Annotated in this window: 20 protein-coding genes; 3 read left to right on the forward strand and 17 right to left on the reverse strand. The window is 27.1% G+C overall.

Going from position 1 to position 19,408, the window contains the following annotated elements:
* Nucleotides 1-19 precede the first annotated feature (19 nt).
* The 5 genes from DYA59_RS04065 to DYA59_RS04085 form a co-directional block, all read right to left on the reverse strand.
* Complete coding sequence (locus DYA59_RS04065; RefSeq protein ID WP_115269645.1) at nucleotides 20-1,192, reverse strand: iron-containing alcohol dehydrogenase; 1,173 nt, start codon at nucleotides 1,190-1,192, stop codon at nucleotides 20-22.
* Between the two features lie 21 nt (nucleotides 1,193-1,213).
* Nucleotides 1,214-2,794, reverse strand: coding sequence for an NAD(P)/FAD-dependent oxidoreductase (locus DYA59_RS04070; protein ID WP_115269647.1), 1,581 nt, complete (start codon nucleotides 2,792-2,794; stop codon nucleotides 1,214-1,216).
* A gap of 120 nt (nucleotides 2,795-2,914) precedes the next feature.
* Nucleotides 2,915-3,187, reverse strand: a complete 273-nt coding sequence (locus DYA59_RS04075) for an HU family DNA-binding protein (RefSeq protein WP_115269649.1) — start codon at nucleotides 3,185-3,187, stop codon at nucleotides 2,915-2,917.
* Between the two features lie 76 nt (nucleotides 3,188-3,263).
* Nucleotides 3,264-3,743, reverse strand: a complete 480-nt coding sequence (locus tag DYA59_RS04080) for a tyrosine-type recombinase/integrase (protein ID WP_342767466.1) — start codon at nucleotides 3,741-3,743, stop codon at nucleotides 3,264-3,266.
* 187 nt (nucleotides 3,744-3,930) lie between these two features.
* Entirely contained in the window at nucleotides 3,931-4,776 is an 846-nt protein-coding gene (locus DYA59_RS04085; RefSeq protein ID WP_115269651.1) for a hypothetical protein, read from the reverse strand.
* 105 nt (nucleotides 4,777-4,881) lie between these two features.
* Between DYA59_RS04085 and eutH the strand changes: the two genes are divergently transcribed.
* From eutH to DYA59_RS04100, 3 genes are all read left to right on the forward strand, one after another.
* The gene (gene eutH / locus DYA59_RS04090; protein ID WP_115269653.1) at nucleotides 4,882-5,973 is read left to right on the forward strand and encodes an ethanolamine utilization protein EutH; all 1,092 of its coding nucleotides are present in this window, start codon (nucleotides 4,882-4,884) and stop codon (nucleotides 5,971-5,973) included.
* Nucleotides 5,974-6,241: 268 nt separating this feature from the next.
* Nucleotides 6,242-8,230 carry a PAS domain-containing hybrid sensor histidine kinase/response regulator gene (locus DYA59_RS04095; protein WP_115269655.1) on the forward strand — a complete coding sequence of 663 codons (1,989 nt, stop codon included), beginning with the start codon at nucleotides 6,242-6,244 and terminating at the stop codon, nucleotides 8,228-8,230.
* Nucleotides 8,231-8,325: 95 nt separating this feature from the next.
* Complete coding sequence (locus DYA59_RS04100) at nucleotides 8,326-9,273, forward strand: hypothetical protein (RefSeq protein ID WP_115269657.1); 948 nt, start codon at nucleotides 8,326-8,328, stop codon at nucleotides 9,271-9,273.
* A 79-nt stretch (nucleotides 9,274-9,352) separates the two neighbouring features.
* Here DYA59_RS04100 and DYA59_RS09505 read toward each other — a convergent pair whose 3' ends face one another.
* The 12 genes from DYA59_RS09505 to opp1C all read right to left on the reverse strand — a co-directional run bounded on the left by DYA59_RS09505 (nucleotide 9,353) and on the right by opp1C (nucleotide 19,406).
* On the reverse strand, nucleotides 9,353-9,769 hold the full coding sequence (locus tag DYA59_RS09505; RefSeq protein ID WP_218564212.1) for a hypothetical protein: 417 nt from the start codon (nucleotides 9,767-9,769) through the stop codon (nucleotides 9,353-9,355).
* 95 nt (nucleotides 9,770-9,864) lie between these two features.
* Nucleotides 9,865-10,347, reverse strand: coding sequence for a preQ(1) synthase (gene queF, locus DYA59_RS04110; RefSeq protein ID WP_115269659.1), 483 nt, complete (start codon nucleotides 10,345-10,347; stop codon nucleotides 9,865-9,867).
* Nucleotides 10,348-11,046: a 7-cyano-7-deazaguanine synthase QueC gene (gene queC, locus DYA59_RS04115; protein WP_115269661.1), complete on the reverse strand. Its 699-nt coding sequence runs from the start codon at nucleotides 11,044-11,046 to the stop codon at nucleotides 10,348-10,350. It lies immediately after the preceding gene.
* 12 nt (nucleotides 11,047-11,058) lie between these two features.
* Nucleotides 11,059-11,634 carry a GTP cyclohydrolase I FolE gene (folE, locus tag DYA59_RS04120; RefSeq protein ID WP_115269663.1) on the reverse strand — a complete coding sequence of 192 codons (576 nt, stop codon included), beginning with the start codon at nucleotides 11,632-11,634 and terminating at the stop codon, nucleotides 11,059-11,061.
* Nucleotides 11,634-12,302: a putative 7-carboxy-7-deazaguanine synthase QueE gene (queE, locus tag DYA59_RS04125; protein ID WP_115269665.1), complete on the reverse strand. Its 669-nt coding sequence runs from the start codon at nucleotides 12,300-12,302 to the stop codon at nucleotides 11,634-11,636. Before queE ends, folE begins: the two co-directional genes overlap by 1 nt.
* Nucleotides 12,302-12,730, reverse strand: coding sequence for a 6-carboxytetrahydropterin synthase QueD (queD, locus tag DYA59_RS04130; protein ID WP_115269667.1), 429 nt, complete (start codon nucleotides 12,728-12,730; stop codon nucleotides 12,302-12,304). The genes queE and queD overlap by 1 nt, the downstream gene beginning before the upstream one ends.
* Nucleotides 12,731-12,974: 244 nt before the next feature.
* A complete protein-coding gene (locus DYA59_RS04135; protein WP_115269669.1) occupies nucleotides 12,975-14,564 on the reverse strand; it encodes a CTP synthase in 1,590 nt (529 codons plus the stop codon).
* 157 nt (nucleotides 14,565-14,721) lie between these two features.
* Nucleotides 14,722-15,660 (reverse strand): M14 family metallopeptidase, encoded by a 939-nt coding sequence (locus tag DYA59_RS04140; protein WP_115269671.1) that lies wholly within the window; start codon nucleotides 15,658-15,660, stop codon nucleotides 14,722-14,724.
* Between the two features lie 10 nt (nucleotides 15,661-15,670).
* The gene (locus DYA59_RS04145; protein WP_115269673.1) at nucleotides 15,671-16,969 is read right to left on the reverse strand and encodes an MATE family efflux transporter; all 1,299 of its coding nucleotides are present in this window, start codon (nucleotides 16,967-16,969) and stop codon (nucleotides 15,671-15,673) included.
* On the reverse strand, nucleotides 16,962-17,759 hold the full coding sequence (locus tag DYA59_RS04150) for an ABC transporter ATP-binding protein (RefSeq protein WP_005885476.1): 798 nt from the start codon (nucleotides 17,757-17,759) through the stop codon (nucleotides 16,962-16,964). The genes DYA59_RS04145 and DYA59_RS04150 overlap by 8 nt, the downstream gene beginning before the upstream one ends.
* Nucleotides 17,743-18,582: an ABC transporter ATP-binding protein gene (locus DYA59_RS04155; protein ID WP_115269675.1), complete on the reverse strand. Its 840-nt coding sequence runs from the start codon at nucleotides 18,580-18,582 to the stop codon at nucleotides 17,743-17,745. The genes DYA59_RS04150 and DYA59_RS04155 overlap by 17 nt, the downstream gene beginning before the upstream one ends.
* Nucleotides 18,582-19,406, reverse strand: coding sequence for a nickel/cobalt ABC transporter permease (gene opp1C / locus DYA59_RS04160; protein WP_115269677.1), 825 nt, complete (start codon nucleotides 19,404-19,406; stop codon nucleotides 18,582-18,584). Before opp1C ends, DYA59_RS04155 begins: the two co-directional genes overlap by 1 nt.
* Nucleotides 19,407-19,408 lie beyond the last annotated feature (2 nt).

The following is a 19,408-nucleotide window of genomic DNA, read 5'->3' on the forward strand; positions in this document are numbered from 1 at the left end:
TTTTAATAATATTTTTATTCTATAAAGCCATTTTATAAATAGCAAGTACATCTTCTTTATATAATTTTTTCATACAACCAAGAGCTCCAAACATTGTAGCTTGCTCTGCCATTTCTTCTAATTTACTTCCATCTATTCCAACTTCTTCTAGAGTACTTGGAATACCTATTGAAGTGAAGAATTCTCTTGTCTTTTCAATAGCTAAATTAGCTAGCTCTATTTCATCATTTCCACTTAAATTCCATACATTTCTAGCATACTCCACAAATCTATGTACTGTATCTTTTGATAAAACATATTTCATCCAATATGGTGTAAGAATTCCTAAACCAACTCCATGGGTAATATCATAAAAAGCACTTAATTCATGTTCCATTCCATGAGTAGCCCAATCAGTAGAAACTTTTCCATATGTTACCATTCCATTTAAAGCAAGGGAACTTGTCCACATGAGGTTAGCTCTAGCTTCATAATTATTAAGTTCCTGATAAGCTATAGGACCATACTCAATAACTGTCTTCATCATAGCTTCCATCATACGATTTTGTAAATATCCATCATGGTCTGGAGTAAAATATTGCTCAAATAAATGACTTAAAATATCTACTATACCAGCAGCAGTATGGTACTGATTTACAGTAAAAGTATATTCAGGATCTAATATAGAAAAAACAGGTCTTAATAAATCATGTCCTATTGCTAATTTTTGATTAGTATGCATATTAGAAATTACACTATTTCCATTCATTTCACTTCCAGTAGCAGCTAAAGTAAGAACTGAAGCCACAGGTAAAACAGATTTTAAGTCTTGTAATTTTTGTTCTACATAAAGGTCTTGCCATATATCTCCACAATAATTAGCCTGAGCAGCAATAGCCTTAGAACAATCTATTACACTTCCACCTCCTACAGCTAATATAAGTTTTACTCCTTCTTTTCTACATATTTCAGCTCCTTTATACACAGAATCAATTCTAGGATTAGGATCTATATTATCCAACTCATATACATAAATTCCATACTCCCTTAAATTATTTATTATTACATCAAAAAGTCCATTTCTTTTAACGCTACCTTTTCCGTATACAATTAAGACTTTATCTCCATATTTTTTTACTTCTTTTCCTATTTCATTTATCTTTCCTCTTCCAAAAAGAATTCTAGTAGAAACATTGTAATTAAAATTTTTCATGTAAGTCCCTCCATCTATATTTTAGTTTATTTTTGTAAAAGCTAAATCTACTATTTTTACACCGTCAACTGCAGCACTTATAATTCCACCAGCATATCCAGCTCCCTCACCTATTGGATATAATCCTTGTACATTTACAGACATTCCATTTATATCTCTTATAATTCTCACAGGGGCAGAAGTTCTTGTTTCTGGTGCTATGAGATTTACATTCTTAGAAATAAATATGGGATTTTTACTCCAATATTCAAAAGCAGATTTCATATTATTTACTACTATTTCTGGAAAAAAATTATTTAAATTATATGAAGTTTTCTTCATTTCATAACTACTTTCTATTTCATGAGTAGTTTTCTTATCTTTCATAAAATCTAATACTCCTTGATATAAAGCACCATATCCTTCTACTAATTCATAAGTTTTTCTTTCTAATTTTTCTTGAAATTCCATTCCAGAAAATAAATGATCACCAAAATCATTTTCTTTTATTCCCACTACAATAGCAGAATTTGAAAATTTTCCATTTCTTTGTGAATAACTCATACCATTTACAAGAGAAGTATTTAATTCAGAAGAAGCATTTACTATAATACCACCAGGGCACATACAAAAAGAAAAAACTCCTCTTTCTTCGGCCCTATTATTGTAAGTTACATTATAAGTAGCTGAGCCTAATAATTCATTATCTGCAAATTTGCCATATTGCATTCTATCTATATCACATCTAAAATGCTCTATTCTAGTTCCAATGGCAAATGCTTTACTTTCCATTTCTACACCATTTTTATGTAACATTTTATATGTATCTCTTGCTGAGTGTCCAATGGCAAGGATCACAGAATTAAAATTATGAAATTCAGTTGTCCCAGTTAAATTAGTTATAGTAATTCCGAATATTTTCCCATTTTTTATATGAATATTTTCTAATTTATGATTGAAAAAAAATTTTCCTCCAAGTAATTTAATTTTCTCTCTTAAATTTTTAACAACTATTTTTAAAATATCAGTCCCAACATGTGGTTTATAATCCCACAATATATTTGATGGAGCCCCGCACTCTACTAATGTTTCAAATACTTTATCCATATATTCACTTTTTATTCTAGTATTTAATTTTCCATCTGAGTAAGTTCCAGCTCCTCCTTCTCCAAATTGTATATTGGAGTTTGGATTAAGAAGAGAATTTCTTATAAAATTTTCAGTTGTAATATCTCTTTTATCTATTTCTTCTCCTCTTTCAAATATGATAGGAATAAAACCATATTCTGCAAGTCTAAGAGCAGCAAAGAGTCCAGCTGGACCAGAACCTATTATAGCAACCTCCTTATTAATAGAAAATATCGGTTTTCTTGCGATTTTTTCTACATCTTTTATCAAAGAAACATTTTTTAAAGATGTAATATCAATTCTTTTTTTTAATTCTACTTCTAAATTATATATTAGTTTAATATCAAATTTCTTTCTACTATCAATAGATCTTTTATTCCATATTATGCTTTTTATGTTATTTTTTTTTATTCCTCTTTTTTCCATCTCTTTTATTATTTCATTATCTTGGTCTTTTCCAAGAGAAATAATAATATTATTGAAACTTAATCTCAAATCTTCACCTCTATAAATTATTCAAGTAATATTTTTAATTTTGATTTATTAACTATGATTATAGCATAAAAAAAAGAAATACTAAAGAAAAAAACCTGTGAATCACAGGTTTTTTACAATTTATTTTACTTTTTCAGCTAAAAGTTTTCCAGTTTTGAATTTAATAGCTTTTTTTGGTTCTATTCTCATTAGTTCCTGTGTTTGAGGGTTTCTTACATCTCTTCCAGCTCTTTCAACTACTTCCCATTTTCCCCAACCCACGAAAGATACTTCTTCACCTTTTACTAAAGACTCTTCTACAGTTTCTAAAAAAAGGTTGATGTTTCTCTCAGCTTCTTTTTTGGATACTTTTCCTTTTTCAGCATACAATTCTACAAATTCTTTTTTAGTCATAATACATCCCTCCCTTATTTTCTAGCTTTTTCTTACTATTATATATACTATCTAAATGAGAATTTGTAAAGAGATTTTAAAAAATAATCTTAAATTTTTTTGAAGCTTCATCTACTTCGTTATCTGTTATACCTAAATATCTCTGTGTAATAGAAATAGACGAATGGTTAAGTAATCGTCTAACTAGCTCTATATTATGATTACTATTAATATATTGAAGATGTGCATATGTTTTCCTAAAGCTATGTGTTGAAATCATATTTATCCCAATTATTCCAGTAATTTTTTGTAAATATTTTTGTACCCATCGGACTTTTATAGAAAAGATTTGATCATTCTGTCCAATCTTATTAAAAGTACAGTAACTTTCAATTTTCTCCAATATTTCTTTATTAATTTTTCTATTTTGGAGCTTTCCAGTTTTCTGCTCTATTATTTTAAGATAATTTCCATCAAAGTTTTTTCTTTTTAAACTTAATACATCACCTATTCTTAATCCAGTATTTAATTGAATAAGAAAGATGAGATATACTTGATGGTTAGAACGAATAGAAATACTTTCTCCTAAATATCCATTTTTACAAAAAAAAAATTTTTTGTAATTCTCTAGTAGTCAATCTTCTAGTTGTCATAATCACCCTCCAATTTTTTCCCAAAAATATTTAGACAATCTCCATATAATTTTTTAGTAATGTTCTTTAAAATTTTATAAGTAGATTTAGCTATAGTTTGAGAGAATATTCTTAGGAATCAAACTTATAATCTATTGAAAAAGTAATTCGAGAGTCATTTTGCATAGAATTATTTTTTTTATAAGCATTTTTATTGACTTGATAGATCAAATCAAAAGAAAGAATTTTATATTCTATTCCAGCTCCAATTCCATAATAAATTCCACTTTGTTTTTTTTTATCTATATATTCTTCATCGTTAAATGTTCCTATAGCGTAACCTAGATTTATTTTTAAATATTTTGTATTTATTGAATTATCGGACATTTTATATTTTCCAGTAGCATAAATAGGGGTATGAGTCCAAATGTCCAAATTTTTATTTTCATATTTAGAATCATAATATTCATGATTTTTATAAGCAACTCCTATTCCAAACTCTAAATTATTTATAATTTTATCCGAAGTTAATTCTTTAGAGGTAATCTGTCCTCCATAAATTTCTTCGCTTTTATCTGAAAAATCATATTTGTCCAAAGCTTTTTGTATATCTATAAAAAAATCTGACTGAGTTGTATCAAACTTATATACTGGTATAAACTCTTTCTTATTTTCTACACTATTTTCTGGAAGAGGGGAGTTCTTAGCAAATTCTATTATCTCTTGAATTTTCTCTTCAGTTATGAGAGTAATTTTATTTTTTTCTATAATATTTTTTATCTGCTCATCATCTTTTATTTGAGTAGCTTCAGAAATATTTTCTTTTCTTTGAATTTCAGTTTCTATTTTTTTATCTACTTTTGATTCAAAATTTTTTTTAAAATTAGAACTATTCCCCTCCAAAGAAAATACTTCTATAAAATTAGAATAACTGGTTTTTACAATTAATATATAAAAAAATAAAATAGATTTCTTCATTTTTAATTCCCCCACTCTATTTCATATTTCCCATTAATTTGATTATAGCATTTTTTTATAAAATATTATATAATAAATAGAAATATTTTTATGGAGGACAAATTTTTGAATATAAATACTTTTATTATCTATACTATGGTATTTTTTATGTTAGTTGGAGCAATAGATAGGATCTTTAATAATAAATTTGGGTATGGTAAAAAATTCGAAGAAGGAATGATGACAATGGGAACATTAGCATTGGCAATGCTGGGAATTATCTCATTTTCTCCTGTGATATCATCATTTTTAAAACCAATTATTTCACCGCTTTACAAATTAATAAAAGTTGATCCTGCTACATTTGCTGGAGCAATTTTAGCTAATGATATGGGAGGATATATACTTTCACAAGAGTTAGCTCTTACACATGAAACTGCTATGTTTGCTGGTTTATTTCTAAGTGCTACGCTAGGTACCACTCTTTCATTTTCTATTCCTATAGCTTTAGGAATAGTTAGAAAAGAAGATGAAAAATATCTTTCTAAAGGCATTTTAGCAGGAATTTTAACTATTCCACTAGGATGTTTTACAGGTGGTCTAATTGCTGGTTTTTCTATTAAATTGCTCATTTTTAACTTGATTCCTATTATACTTTTTAGCTCTTTTATGTGTTATCTCCTTTTAAATTTCCCTAAATTAGTAGCTAAATTTTTTCTTATATTTGAAAAATTCATGTTCATACTAACTACACTTGGATTAGTTCTGCAAATAATAGAAGCTTTAACTGGAATAATTATTGTAAAAGGAATGTTACCCATATCTCAAGGCATAAATATAATAGGAAATATAGCCATTACACTTACAGGTGCATTCCCAATGTTACATTTTATTACTTCAGCATTTACTAAACCTTTAACTAAATTTGGAAAAATATTTAAAATAAACGAAAAATCCGTTCTTGGTCTTATTGCTTGCTTAGCTCATAATATTCCAATGTTTAATATTTTAAAAGATATGGATGAAAAAGGTAAACTTTTAAATATCTCTTTTTCTGTAAGTGGTGCTTTTATATTAGGTAGTCATTTAGGTTTTACTGCAGGAGTAGATAAAAATTTAGTTTTTCCTGTAATTATTAGTAAATTTGTAGGTGGTATATCTGCTATGTTTATTGCTAATTTTTTCTATAATAAAGAATTAAAGCAAAAAGATATTTAAGATAATTATTAATAATGATTAAAGAATACACATATTCAGGATATAAAATTATCAAAATTTAAAATATTTCATTGACATTTTTATAATAGTATGATAGTATAAAAGAGTAGAACAATGACAGTTTGTTTCTAATACCCATGGTTCACAAACGTGAACAAAACCCATATGACCCTAACTTACCCAGGTTAGGGTTTCCCTATTTTTTGAAAAAATTATAAATCTATTCTTAATTGTTTCTTTAAAATTAAAAAAGGAGAGTTGTTAAGAAATGATTGATGATAAAATCATGTATAAAATTTTAAATGGAATAAATATTGGTATTTGGGAGATGGAATTCGTTGAAAACAAAAAGCCTAAAATGTATGCTAATAAGACTATGCTAAGACTTCTACAAGCACCAGAAGAAATTTCACCAGAAAGTCTTTTTGAAATTTGGTATAAAAATATACCTGAAGAATCTTTAGAAATTTTAAATAATGCTATTGATACAGTAAAAAGGGATGGTAACCTAGAAATAGAATATTTTTGGAACAATCCAATCACTGGAAAATGTTTTATTAGATGCAATGGTACTATAGATATCACTTTTACAGAAGGTATAAGGCTTGTAGGTTATCATCAAGATATCACTGAGTTCTATCTAGCTCAAAAAGAAAAGGAGAGATTTCATCGAACTAATGTAGATATTTTAAATATTATAGGAACCCTTTATGATGGAATTTATAAAGTTGATTTAATTCGAAGAGAACTTTTTATATTAAAGCCATTTTTAGATGGAAATTTGACAGGTAAAAGTTTAGAATATGATATTTTTTTAGAAAAATTTTCTAATTTTTTCAGTAAAAAAGAAAATGTAGATTTTGATAAAGTTTTTAAATTAGAAAATTTATTAAATATTTTTAGTTCAAATAAGAGATATAGTGGTGAATTAAAAAGACTTGATAAATTTAACTCTTATATTTGGTATGAATATACTATTTCTCAACAGAAAAGTTTTTTCGATGGAGACTTTTTAATTATGACCTTCAAAGATATTACTTCAAGAAAAAGAATGGAAGAAAAAGACAAGAGAGTGCTAAAAGAAGCCTATATTTCAGCTAATCAAGCTAACAATGCAAAAAGTAGTTTCCTTTCAAGATTATCACATGACATCAGAACTCCTATGAATGCTATAATTGGAATGACAAGAATGGCTCTTTCAAATTTAAATGATATAAAAAAGGTAGAGCTCTGTCTAGAGAAAATACATACAGCGGGAGAAGTTTTATTAAATATTATAAATCAAGTTTTAGATATGACTAAAATTGAAATAAATAAATATGAAGTAAAGGAAGAAGTCTTTAGATTGGATCATTTTATAGAAAATTTAATTGATATTTATCAAGAAAATATCCTTGAAAAAAAACAAACCTTGATTTTAGATATTGAAGATATCAGAGAAAAATATATACGAACTGATATTATTATTTTGCAAAGAGTCTTGACTAATTTAATTTCTAATGCAATTAAATATACTTCTTATAATGGGAAAATAGAAATTAAAATAATAGAGGATCAGTTTGAAAAAGAAAATAGAAGGGTTTACCAGTTTATTATAAAAGATAATGGAATAGGGATGAGTAAAGAGTTCTTAGATAGAATATATGAACCTTTTAGTAGAGAGATAAACGAGGAAACTAGAGATATTTCAGGATCTGGATTAGGAATGTCAATTGTTCGTAATCTTGTATCTCTTTTAAATGGGAAAATTCATATAGAAAGCGAACTAAAAAAAGGAACTACTTTTTTACTTACACTTGAATTAGAGGTAATAAAAAAAGAGACCTTTAATCAAACTTCGAAAATACAGGAAGCTTTGACTTTAGATAAATTAAATTTAAAAGGGAAAAAAATTCTTATTGTTGAAGATAACGAAATTAACAGAGAAATAATCTGTGATTTGCTTTCTATTACTAAAGCAGATTTAGTAACAGCAGAGAATGGGGAATTGGCTTTTGAAATATTTAAAAACTCTAAAACAAATGAGTTTGATTTAATTTTAATGGATATACAAATGCCAATTATGAATGGTTATGAATCCACAAAAAAAATTAGAAACCTAGATAGAAAAGATGCGTGTAAAGTTCATATATCAGCAATGACAGCAAATAGTTTTTCTGATGATATAGCTTTAGCTAAAGAAGCTGGAATGAATGATCATATATCTAAACCATTAGATATTCCTAAACTTATAAAAGTTTTAAAAACTATATTATAAAAATAAATTAGCACTTTACTCAAATTTAAAGTTTTATTTTATGAAAAAAAATGTTAAAATGTTATAGTAGTAATTTATTATCGCAGAGGGAAAAAATGTCTGAAAAAAAAAATCAAAAAATAACTCTTTTAACATTTGAAAATTTTAATGAAAAAATAGAAGATGTACTTATCAATACTGATGTTGAATATTTAATCTTACTTTATTTTGATTCCAATATGGATAAGAACAAATTTCTTTTAAAAAATACAAAAAAATATTTTTTCAATTTTTCTAAAGATAAATACATGAAAAATGTTATACTTATTTCTAAAAAGGAGTATATAGCTAATGATTTACTGGTAAGGGGAGTTATTACTCCAAAAAATCTAGAGAAATTTGATTATTTCAAATTTATTACTCTTTATGAACATAGCAAACCCAAAAATATAAATAAATTTTTATCAGAAAATTCTCAAGTTTTTAATTATAAATTAGATTTATACAACGAAAGCTCTCCTTGGATATATTTTCAAAATAAAACTGGTATTTTAATCGTAAATGAAAAAACTAAAGATATCATTTTAGAAAATTATCATAAGATAAAATTTATTATCCCAGAGATTATTTTGACAACCTTAGGTGGAGCTTCTGATGATAAAATTATAAAACTTTTAAAACTAATTGGAGCTGATGCTCATATAACTCTAGGGTTTATCAATAAAATGATTGTACCATATACTAAAAGAACAGATGCTTATATCTATATAGAAGATGAAAATTTTGAACAAATTGGAAGAGAATTTATAGATGAATTTTTAAATTTAGAAACTTATCCAGATGGAATTATCCAATTAAGAAATTTTTTAGGAGTTCCAGAAAAGAATTTCGATGCTGATATGACTTATGATGAGGAGAGAGAGATAAATAAGAAAGAGATAAAATATTATTCTTTAAAGTGTGAAAAAGGAATTTCATTAAAAGCTAGTTATACTATTAAAGAAAATACTTTAATTCTTAATACAGGTCTTCAAAAAAGATATATTCTAAATAAAATAATTTAAACTAAAAAACTCAAGAGCAACTAATAGCTTCTTGAGTTTTCTTAAATTAATTTACTGACTTAGCAATTATTTTATATTATTATTTAGAAATATTTTTACAGATTTTTTTTAAAATTTCATCCACTATTTTTGATTTTTCTAATTCTATTTCTAAAGTTAATGACTTTAAAAATTCATCTTCATACTTTTTTATTTTAGGAATAGTAGCTTTGGCTTTTTCTGTAAGATATAGAGAATAAGCTCTTTTAATTGAATCTATAAGAATTATTCCATCTGAAGTTGTAATTGCCCAAGCAATAACACTGACACTTCCTATGCAATATACATTGTCAAAAACTTTTGTAGGTACTAATCGAGTATCATCATGCAAATATTCCATTATTGTTTTAGCTCTCCCATCAACAGCTCTTATAGCATTTACATCAATATCTTGAGCTAAAATTAAAGAATTTACTAAAAAATAAGTAAAACATACACTTTTTAAAAAGTTTTTCATACTATTACTTCTTCTATATTAAAATATTATAATGAAATTGTAGTATTTATAGCTACTTTTTATCAAGTGATATATTTAACTTTCTCTTTAGAATATTATCTATTATCCACTTTTTCAGGATACATATCATGATTAGCTAATCTATTTAAAGCTATCTCTTCCCATTTACTTCCTTTTTTCCCATAATTACAATAAGGATCTATTGAGATTCCTCCTCTTGGAGTAAATTTTCCCCATACTTCTATATATTTAGGATCCATTAATTTTATTAAATCTTTCATAATAATATTTACACAGTCCTCATGGAAATTTCCATGATTACGAAAACTAAAAAGATATAACTTTAAAGATTTACTCTCTACCATTTTTATATTTGGTACATAAGATATTATAATATTAGCAAAGTCTGGTTGCCCTGTGATAGGACATAAACTTGTAAATTCTGGGCAATTAAATTTTACAAAGTAATCATTTTCAGGATGTTTATTATCAAAAGTTTCTAAAATCTCTGGGGCATAATTATCTGGATATTTTACTCCTTGATTTCCTAGTAGTGTTAAATCTTTTAAATCTCTCATCTATTTATCTCCTTTTCTTAATTTTACTAGTGGATCAATTGAATTATTAATCTCAAAAGCCTTTTCTCTGTCAATGCAAGTTCCACATTTACCACAAGGATATTCTCCTCCTTCATAACAACTCCAAGTTAATTCATATGGCAGATTTAATTCTAGTCCCTTTTTTACAATATCGCTTTTATGCATATTTACAAAGGGAGCTTCTATTTTTAATTCTTTTCCACTTCCTAAATATATAGCTCTATTCATAGCTTCATTAAACTCTGGACTACAATCTGGATAAGCATCTCCAACTGAGTCATCACTATGAGCTCCATAATATATTACTTGACAATTTTTAGAAAGTGCTATACTTGCTGCTGTAGACAAAAATAATCCATTTCTAAATGGTACATAGGTAGAAAGTTTCTCTCCATCAATATTTTTTAATTGTTCATCATAACTACCTTGTGGTATCTCTTTATCTGAATGAGAAAGGAGAGAACAATTACTAAATGAAAAAATCTTCCCTAAATTTATCTCTATTAATTCCACTTGATAATAATCAGCTATTTTCCTAGCAGACTCTAATTCCTTAGTATGTTTTTGTCCATAAGATGCAGACAAAGCTACAACATTATCTTTTCCATACCTATCTACAGCCATAGCCAAACAAGTTGAGCTATCTACTCCACCACTTAATAATACTAAAACTCTCATCTCTTTTCTCCTCTATAACCTGTTGAATAATCTATTTTGTAATACATAGTTTTCTTTGAACTCTCCCATAAAAATTGAAGTCTCAGTAAAACTATTTGTTTTATTTATTCCTCTAGCTGTCATACAACTATGTTTTCCTTTAATAAGAACAGCAATATCTTCTGAGTTAATGATTTTACTAACTATATAAGCTATATCTCTTCCTATTCTCTCTTGAAGTTGTAACCTTTTTCCTATCATATCACAAATTCTAGCAATTTTACTAAGTCCAATAACTTTATCTTTAGGAATATATGCTACTGTTACACTCATATCATACATAAGAGCTAAGTGATGTTCACAACAGCTAAAAATTTCAATATCTTTAACTATAACCATATCATTACTTTCTAAATTATTTAAAACTTCAAAACTTTTATTATACATCTCAACTATTTCATCATTGGTATAATTCATACCTTGGAAAATCTCTTCATACATATTAGCTACTCTTTTAGGTGTTTCTATAAGTCCCTCTCTATCTGGATTATCTCCCAAAGCTATGAGTATTCCCCTAATATGTTTTTCTATTGCTTCTTTATCTATCATTATACACCTTTACTTTCTGGGTCCCATATAAACTTATGAATTTGCAATTGTAGATTTACTCCATTTAATCTCTTTTCTTTCATAAATTCCACTATTTCAACTGGGTCAATGGAATTAAAAACTGGACTAAAATATACAGCACATTTTCCTATTAAAGAGTATCTTTCAATTATCTCTTTGGCTTTTTTTAAATCTTCAATAGTCCCTACTACAAATTTTACTGTGTCTTTTGCTGTTAAATATTTAAAATTATCTAAACACATCTTGCTTTCCATTTTGCTACTTGGTAATTTATAGTCCATAGTAAATGATGGTGGATTTTTCAACTTAGAAAATCTTTCTAACTCTATGCTTCCATTTGTTTCTATCTCTAAGCTTAAGTTTAGGTTATTTCCTATTTTCTCTAGTAGTATCTCCACATCTTTATGCAAAAGTGGTTCTCCTCCAGTAAGAGTTATATTTTTTATTCCACTTTCCAATATTCTATTATATATCTCTTTCTCATTCATTAAAGTATAAGGGGCATCATCTCCATTAGCCCACTTTGTATCACAGTAACTACAATTTAGATTACATTTTTGCAATCTTATAAAAATAGCTAGTTGTCCAGCTTTTCTTCCCTCTCCATTTATACTTTCAAACATCTCTACAACTTTAAAATTTGCCATTATTTTATCCCCTCACTATATGTTGCACAGTTATTTGGAGTTTCATATACTATTACTTTTTTTACAGGAATTTTTCTTTCTTTAAAGTAATCAAAAATATATTTAGAAAAATTTTCAGCTGTTGGTCTAAAATCTATTTCAATAATTCTAAAACCATCTTCTTTCAAATAATTTAATGTAGCATTTCTCATACTGTCTTTTTCTATAATCAAAGAGTGATCAAAATAATCAGCTAACTCTTTTAACATAGATTTTATATCTCCAAAATCTAAAAGCATTCCTCTTAAATGTCCTTCATTTTCTAATTTTTCTCCACATATCTCCATCTTTATTGTCCAACGATGTCCATGGATATTTTTACATTTTCCATTGTATCCAGATAAAAAATGAGCACTATCAAAACTTGCTTCACTAATTAATGTATACATTATTTGCCTCCTTAAAATAATTTTGAGAATAAAAAAAGAAAAGTCTACTTTTATCCTCCTATCAACAAAGAAACTAAATAAGCAAACTTTTCTTTAATTCAAAAAATTACAATAAAAAAAGAGCCCTAGTTTTGTTTATAGACAGGATGGTACAAATGAACTGTCTTTCAGCTTTATTCTTTTTTATGATAGCACATTTATAATATTTTGTCAAAAAATATGAGAGGGGAGTTCCCTCTCAATTCTATTTTGTACTTGCTTCTATAAATCCTTTAAATAATGGGTGAGGTCTATTTGGTCTTGTCTTAAATTCTGGATGGAATTGCCCAGCTATATAGAATGGATGTATATCTTTTGGTAACTCTACTATTTCAACAAGAGTATTATCAGAAGATGTCCCAGAAACTTTTAAACCTGCTTTTTCTAATTCTTCTCTATATATGTTATTATACTCATATCTATGTCTATGTCTTTCACTTATCTCTTTAGATTCATATAACTCTTTTGCTAAAGTTCCATCTCCTAAAATACATGGATAAGCTCCTAATCTCATAGTTCCTCCCATCTTTTCAATATATTTTTGATCTTCCATTATATGAATAACAGGATGAGTAGTATTTTCATCTAATTCACTTGAGTTAGCATCAGTGTAACCTAAAACATTTCTAGCAAATTCTACAACTGCTAATTGCATACCCAAACATATTCCTAAGAAAGGGATTTTATTCTCTCTAGCATATTTTATAGCTGCTATTTTTCCCTCTACTCCTCTATTACCAAATCCACCAGGAACTAGTATACCTTGATACTCTTTTAGAGACTCTACATCTAAATTTTCAGCTTGTATATATTTTATTCTAGCCTTATATCCTAAAGAGTAAGCAGCATGTTCTAAAGATTCATTTATACTGATATAGGCGTCTTTTAATTCAACATATTTTCCTACCACAGCTATTTTTACCTCTGCTTTAGGATTTTTTATATCATATACTATTTTTTCCCATGGAACTAAGTCAGCTTTTTTATTTTCTATACCTAATTTTTTACAAGTTACATCTGCTAGTCCTTCTTTTTCCATGATTAGAGGGATTTCATATATAGTGCTAGCGTCTTTTGCTTCTATCACGGCATCATAATCTATATCACAGAACATAGCTAATTTTTTTCTAAGCCCTTCGTTTAAGTCATGCTCAGTTCTACAAACTAATATATCTGGACGAATTCCTAAACTCATTAACTCTTTTACAGAGTGTTGAGCTGGTTTTGTTTTTAGCTCTCCAGCTGCTTTTAAATATGGAACTAAAGCCACATGAATGTACAGTACATTTTCACGACCTATATCATATTTAAATTGTCTAATAGCTTCTAAAAATGGAGTAGATTCTATATCTCCTACTGTTCCTCCTATCTCTGTTATAACGATATCAGAGTTATTAACTTTTCCAGCTATCTCTATCTTTGATTTTATCTCATTTGTTATATGTGGAACTACTTGTACAGTTTTTCCAAGATACTCTCCATTTCTCTCTTTTTCTATAACAGTTTGATATATTTTTCCAGTAGTTATATTGTTATATTTAGTTAAATTTTCATCAATAAATCTTTCATAATGTCCTAAATCTAAGTCTGTTTCAGCTCCATCATCGGTTACAAATACCTCTCCATGCTCATATGGATTCATTGTTCCTGGGTCTACATTGATATAAGGGTCAAACTTTTGTATAGTCACATTATACCCTCTAGCTTTTAATAAATTTCCTAATGAGGCAGCAGTAATTCCTTTTCCAAGTGATGATACAACTCCTCCAGTAACAAAAATATACTTTGTATTCATTCTAATATCCTCCTAAAAAATTTAATAAAAAAAGGCGAAAAAAAAAATTCGCCTTGACTGTTTTTTATTTTTTAAGAAAATACTGATTTATTTTCTTTTATATTTGGTTTTATTAACTAACATAGTTATAATATCATAAAATTAATTAAATTGCAAATTAAATTTTTCCATAAGCTAAAATTTCTTCATTTTTTCTTACTGCTAAAGAAAAAACTCCATATAATATTACTCCATCAAATTCAGCAAAATATGAAGTTATAATATTTCCAAAACAATCTCTAATTTCTCCTAATAATTCACCCTTTTTAAATTTTTCCCCAGCTTTATAAGTAGGATACCAAAATCCATCTATTTCTGAAGAGATATATTTAGCAGTAGTAATTTCTTTTTGAAGTAAATTTTTATTAATTGAATAGTCTATAATATTAAAATATCCTAATATAGAAAGAATATCTTTTTTATAATCTTGTACTTCCTCATTACTCCAAAGTCCATTTCCTCCTCTTTCTATTAACATAGAGGGAACTCCTTGAATAGCAGCAGAATTATATGCTCCTGTTTTAGCTGAAGATCTAACTCTATATGGAACTGCTAAATATTGAGCTACCTCATGAGAAAATCTTATAGTCTCTTCATCTCCAATTCCTGGAGAATATACAAAAGCTGTCGCTCTTTCATAAAGATCTCCGCCATGTACATCTATAAAAAAATCTAATTGAGGATATAAAAATTTAGAAAAATGATAAGCAATTTTATCTGAAATTGTCCCTGTCTTTTCACCAGGAAATGCTCTATTTAAATTTTTATTATCTTCTGGCATCACTGTTGGAATCTTTTTAAAAAACCCAGAATAATTAACAGGATGAAAAATAATAACTGTTCCACTTGTATTTTCTGGTTTAAGTTCTTGTGAAAGTTCAATAGCACTTTGTATTCCCAAATATTCGCAATTATGTATTCCAGAAGATATTGCTATTACTTTCCCTTCCTTCTCTCCATTTATTATAGTAGTTGGAATACTATATCCTTCAATGTTCCAAAAGCCAGATATTTTTTTTCCAGCTTCACAAACTAAATTTTCTAATTTAAAATCCATACTCATCTCCTTAACTCAATGTCTTCTTTAATTGAGAAATTAAAAACACTCCTCTTCCAAAATAAAATACAAGTAAAGAAATCCATACTCCATTATTTTCATATAGTGGTATTAGGTATTTCCAAGATATAAAAAATAGTATAAAAGCTATAACAGTAGATGTCATAATGGGAAATGTTTTAGCCGAACCAGTAAATACCCCATAAAAAGTTAATCCTAAAAATGCTATAGATGGATATAATAATATCCATTTTGAATACTCTTTTGCCAATAAAATAATATTAGGTAGTTTAGTAAATATTCTAATAATACTATCTGAAAATATCAAATAAATTACTGTTGTTAAAATAACAAAAATAACTCCCCAATAAAAAGTCTTCTTCCAACAATTTTTCATAAGCAGATTATCTTTTTGCCCTCTTGCTCTTCCAGCAAATACACTAGCTGTATTAGCTATTCCATCAAAAGCATAAGAGATAATTGACATTATTTGAAAAAGTATAGCATTAGTTGCTAAAATATCTCCACCTAAATTAGAACTTGCCATTGTAAAAAGATTATTATGTGAAACTAAACATATAGTTCTAACCATCAAATCCCTATTTACACAAAAGATACCTATTAACTCTTTTTTATTAATAATTGATTTTAAATCTATATACTTATGGTAAGTGTATGGAAAGATAAAATATACTCCTAAAAAAGTTGAAAAAATTTGTGAAATAAGGGTTGCATAAGCTACTCCTTCAACTTTAAAATTAAATACTGTTACAAAAATTATATCCAATATAATATTTAAAAGATTTCCTGAAATCTGCATAGTCATAGAAGCTTTTATATTTCCTAATCCCATAAGCCAACCTAAAAGTACATAGTTAATTAAAACAAAAGGAGCTCCCCAAATCAAAATTTTAAAATAAGTTGTTGCTGCTTTTTCTATTTCTAATTCTGGTTTTATAAATTTCATAGAACTTTCAAAAATTATATTTTGAAAAACAACTATAATTAAACTTATAAACAAAGCTATCATTATTGGTCTAAAAAATATGTCACTTACTCTTTTCTTATCACCATAGTGACTAGATTGAGCACTAAAAGCTGTAGTACTTACTCTTAAAAAGCCAAAAATCCAATATATAGTGTTAAAAATAAGTGTTCCTATAGATACTCCAGAAATATAATTTACATTATTTAATTTTCCAACTACAGCAATATCTACTGCTCCAAGTAAAGGTTGTGTTATAGTAGATAAAATAAAGGGAATCATCAAGCTTAAAAACAACTTATGTGTTATATTACTATTATTCATCAACATTTATCTCCAATATAGAATTTAAAAGTTTTTTAGCATAAGGACTTTTTACTTGAGAAAGTTTATAAATATCCTCAACCTCTTCTACAACATTTCCCTCATAAAAAAATAGAACTCTATCACACATATAAGTAACAGAAGGAAGATCATGGGTTATAAAAATATAAGAAAGTCCATATTTTTTTTGTAAATCTTTTAATAGATCCATCACTTGTGTTTGAGTAGAAGCATCTAATGAACTAATAGCTTCATCTAAAAGAATAAATTGAGGGTTAGTTGCTACAGCTCTAGCTATACACACTCTTTGTAACTGCCCGCCACTCAATTCATGGGGATATCTATTCATAAAATTTTCATTTAATCCAACTACTTCTAATAATTCCTTTGTTTTTTTATCTCTATCTACTTTTTCTCCTAGTTTCTTTTCTAATACTCTTAAAGCCTCTCCTATAATATCTTTTACAAGAAAACGAGGATTAGCTGAAGATGTATAATCTTGAAAAACTATACTTATCATCTGTTGAATTTTTTTTCTATTTTCTCTATTAGCATTATACATATCTATTCCCTCTAAATAGATATTTCCACTATCTGGTTTTAAAAGTCCAATTAAAGTTTTTCCTAAAGTAGATTTACCACTTCCACTTTCTCCAATTATTCCAAGACACTCTCCTTTTTTTAATGAAAGAGAAACATTTTTTACTACTTGCTGTCTTTCTTTACCAAAAATTGTTTTTTGATTTTCTTTCTTAAAACTTACATTTATATTTTTAGCCTCTAACAGCATTTTTTCCTCCCTTCATAATCTCTTTATACCTATTCATTACTACTAATTTCTTCTCTATTAACATTTTTGTAAATTCATCTTTTGCTTCTTTAAATACTTCATCTTTTTTGCCTTGTGAAATAATTTTCCCTTTATTCATTACGATAACATAATCTGAAATCTCTGAAATTACTCCCAAATCATGAGATATAAATATCATTCCAACTTTTCCATCTTTTTTTATTTTTTGAAACTCTTTCATGATTTCATATTGAGTAATAGCATCTATAGCTGTAGTAGGTTCATCTGCTATTATAAATTTAGGATTCATTGCTAAAGCTAATCCAATCATTATCCTTTGTAACATTCCCCCACTTAACTGATGAGGAAATTTCAATAAAATATCTTCAGGATTTTTCAATTGCATTTTTTCTAAAATTTCAATAGACTTCTTTTTTATCTCTTCAGCTGAATAAGATCTATGTTCTGTAAAAGTTTCTGCTATTTGATAACCAACTGTATATAAAGGATCAAAACATGTCATTGGATTTTGTAAAATCATAGCGATCTCTTTTCCTCTTAATTTTCTTAACTCTTCTCCTCTACATTCAAGTAAATTTTCTCCATTATATATAGCTTTTCCTTCTGTAAAAAAAGTTTTATTATCCAATAATCCCATAATAGATTTACATGTTAAGCTTTTTCCACTTCCACTCTCTCCTAAAATTCCAAGACACTCCCCCTCTTTTAATTCAAAGGAGATATTTTCAACTAAATAATTTTTTATATTCTTTTTCTTAAGATATATAGAGATATTTTCTATCTTTAACAACGTTTTTTTCATTAAATTTCTGCCTCCTTTGGATCAAAAGCATCTCTTAAACAATCACCTAAAAAGTTAAAAGCTGCTACTAATATAACAACAGCTACTCCTGGAGCTATCATCTGTATTGGATTTGTAGTCATTACATTTTTTGCTTCATTTAACATAGCTCCCCACTCTGGAATAGGTGCTTGTACTCCAAGTCCTAAAAAAGATAAAGTTGATATATTTAAAACTGCCCAACCTATGTCTAATGTAGCTAATACTACCATTTCTGAAGCAATACAAGGAATCATATGTCTAAATAGAATAAATCTTTCTCCTGAATCTATACATCTTGAAAAAAGAATAAAATTTTTATCTGTATATTTTATAACATTAGTTCTAATCATTCTTGCATACCAAGCCCATTTAATAAAAACATTAGCTATAATAACATTTCTAATATCTACACCTAATAAAGCAACTATAGCCAGTATCATTATTTGACTAGGAAAAGACAGCATCATATCTACTATTCTCATTATTACATCATCAATTATTCCTTTGAAATATCCAGATAATAATCCCATCAATGTTCCTAATCCAATAGTTCCCACCATTGTAACTAATGATAAGAAAAGAGTTGGTCTTATTCCATATATCATTCTTGAAAAAACACATCTTCCCAAGTGATCAGTTCCTAAAGGATATTCCCATGAATATGGAGCAAATTTATTTAAAATATTATTTTCATAAGGATCATTTGGAGCAAAAACAGGAGCAAAAACTCCTAGGATAATTAATATAAAAATTAAAGTTATACACATTAAAGACATTTTATTTTTTAAAAGTCTTTTTAACATTT

This window comes from Fusobacterium necrogenes (genome assembly GCF_900450765.1).
GTDB classification, from domain to species: Bacteria; Fusobacteriota; Fusobacteriia; order Fusobacteriales; family Fusobacteriaceae; genus Fusobacterium_A; species Fusobacterium_A necrogenes.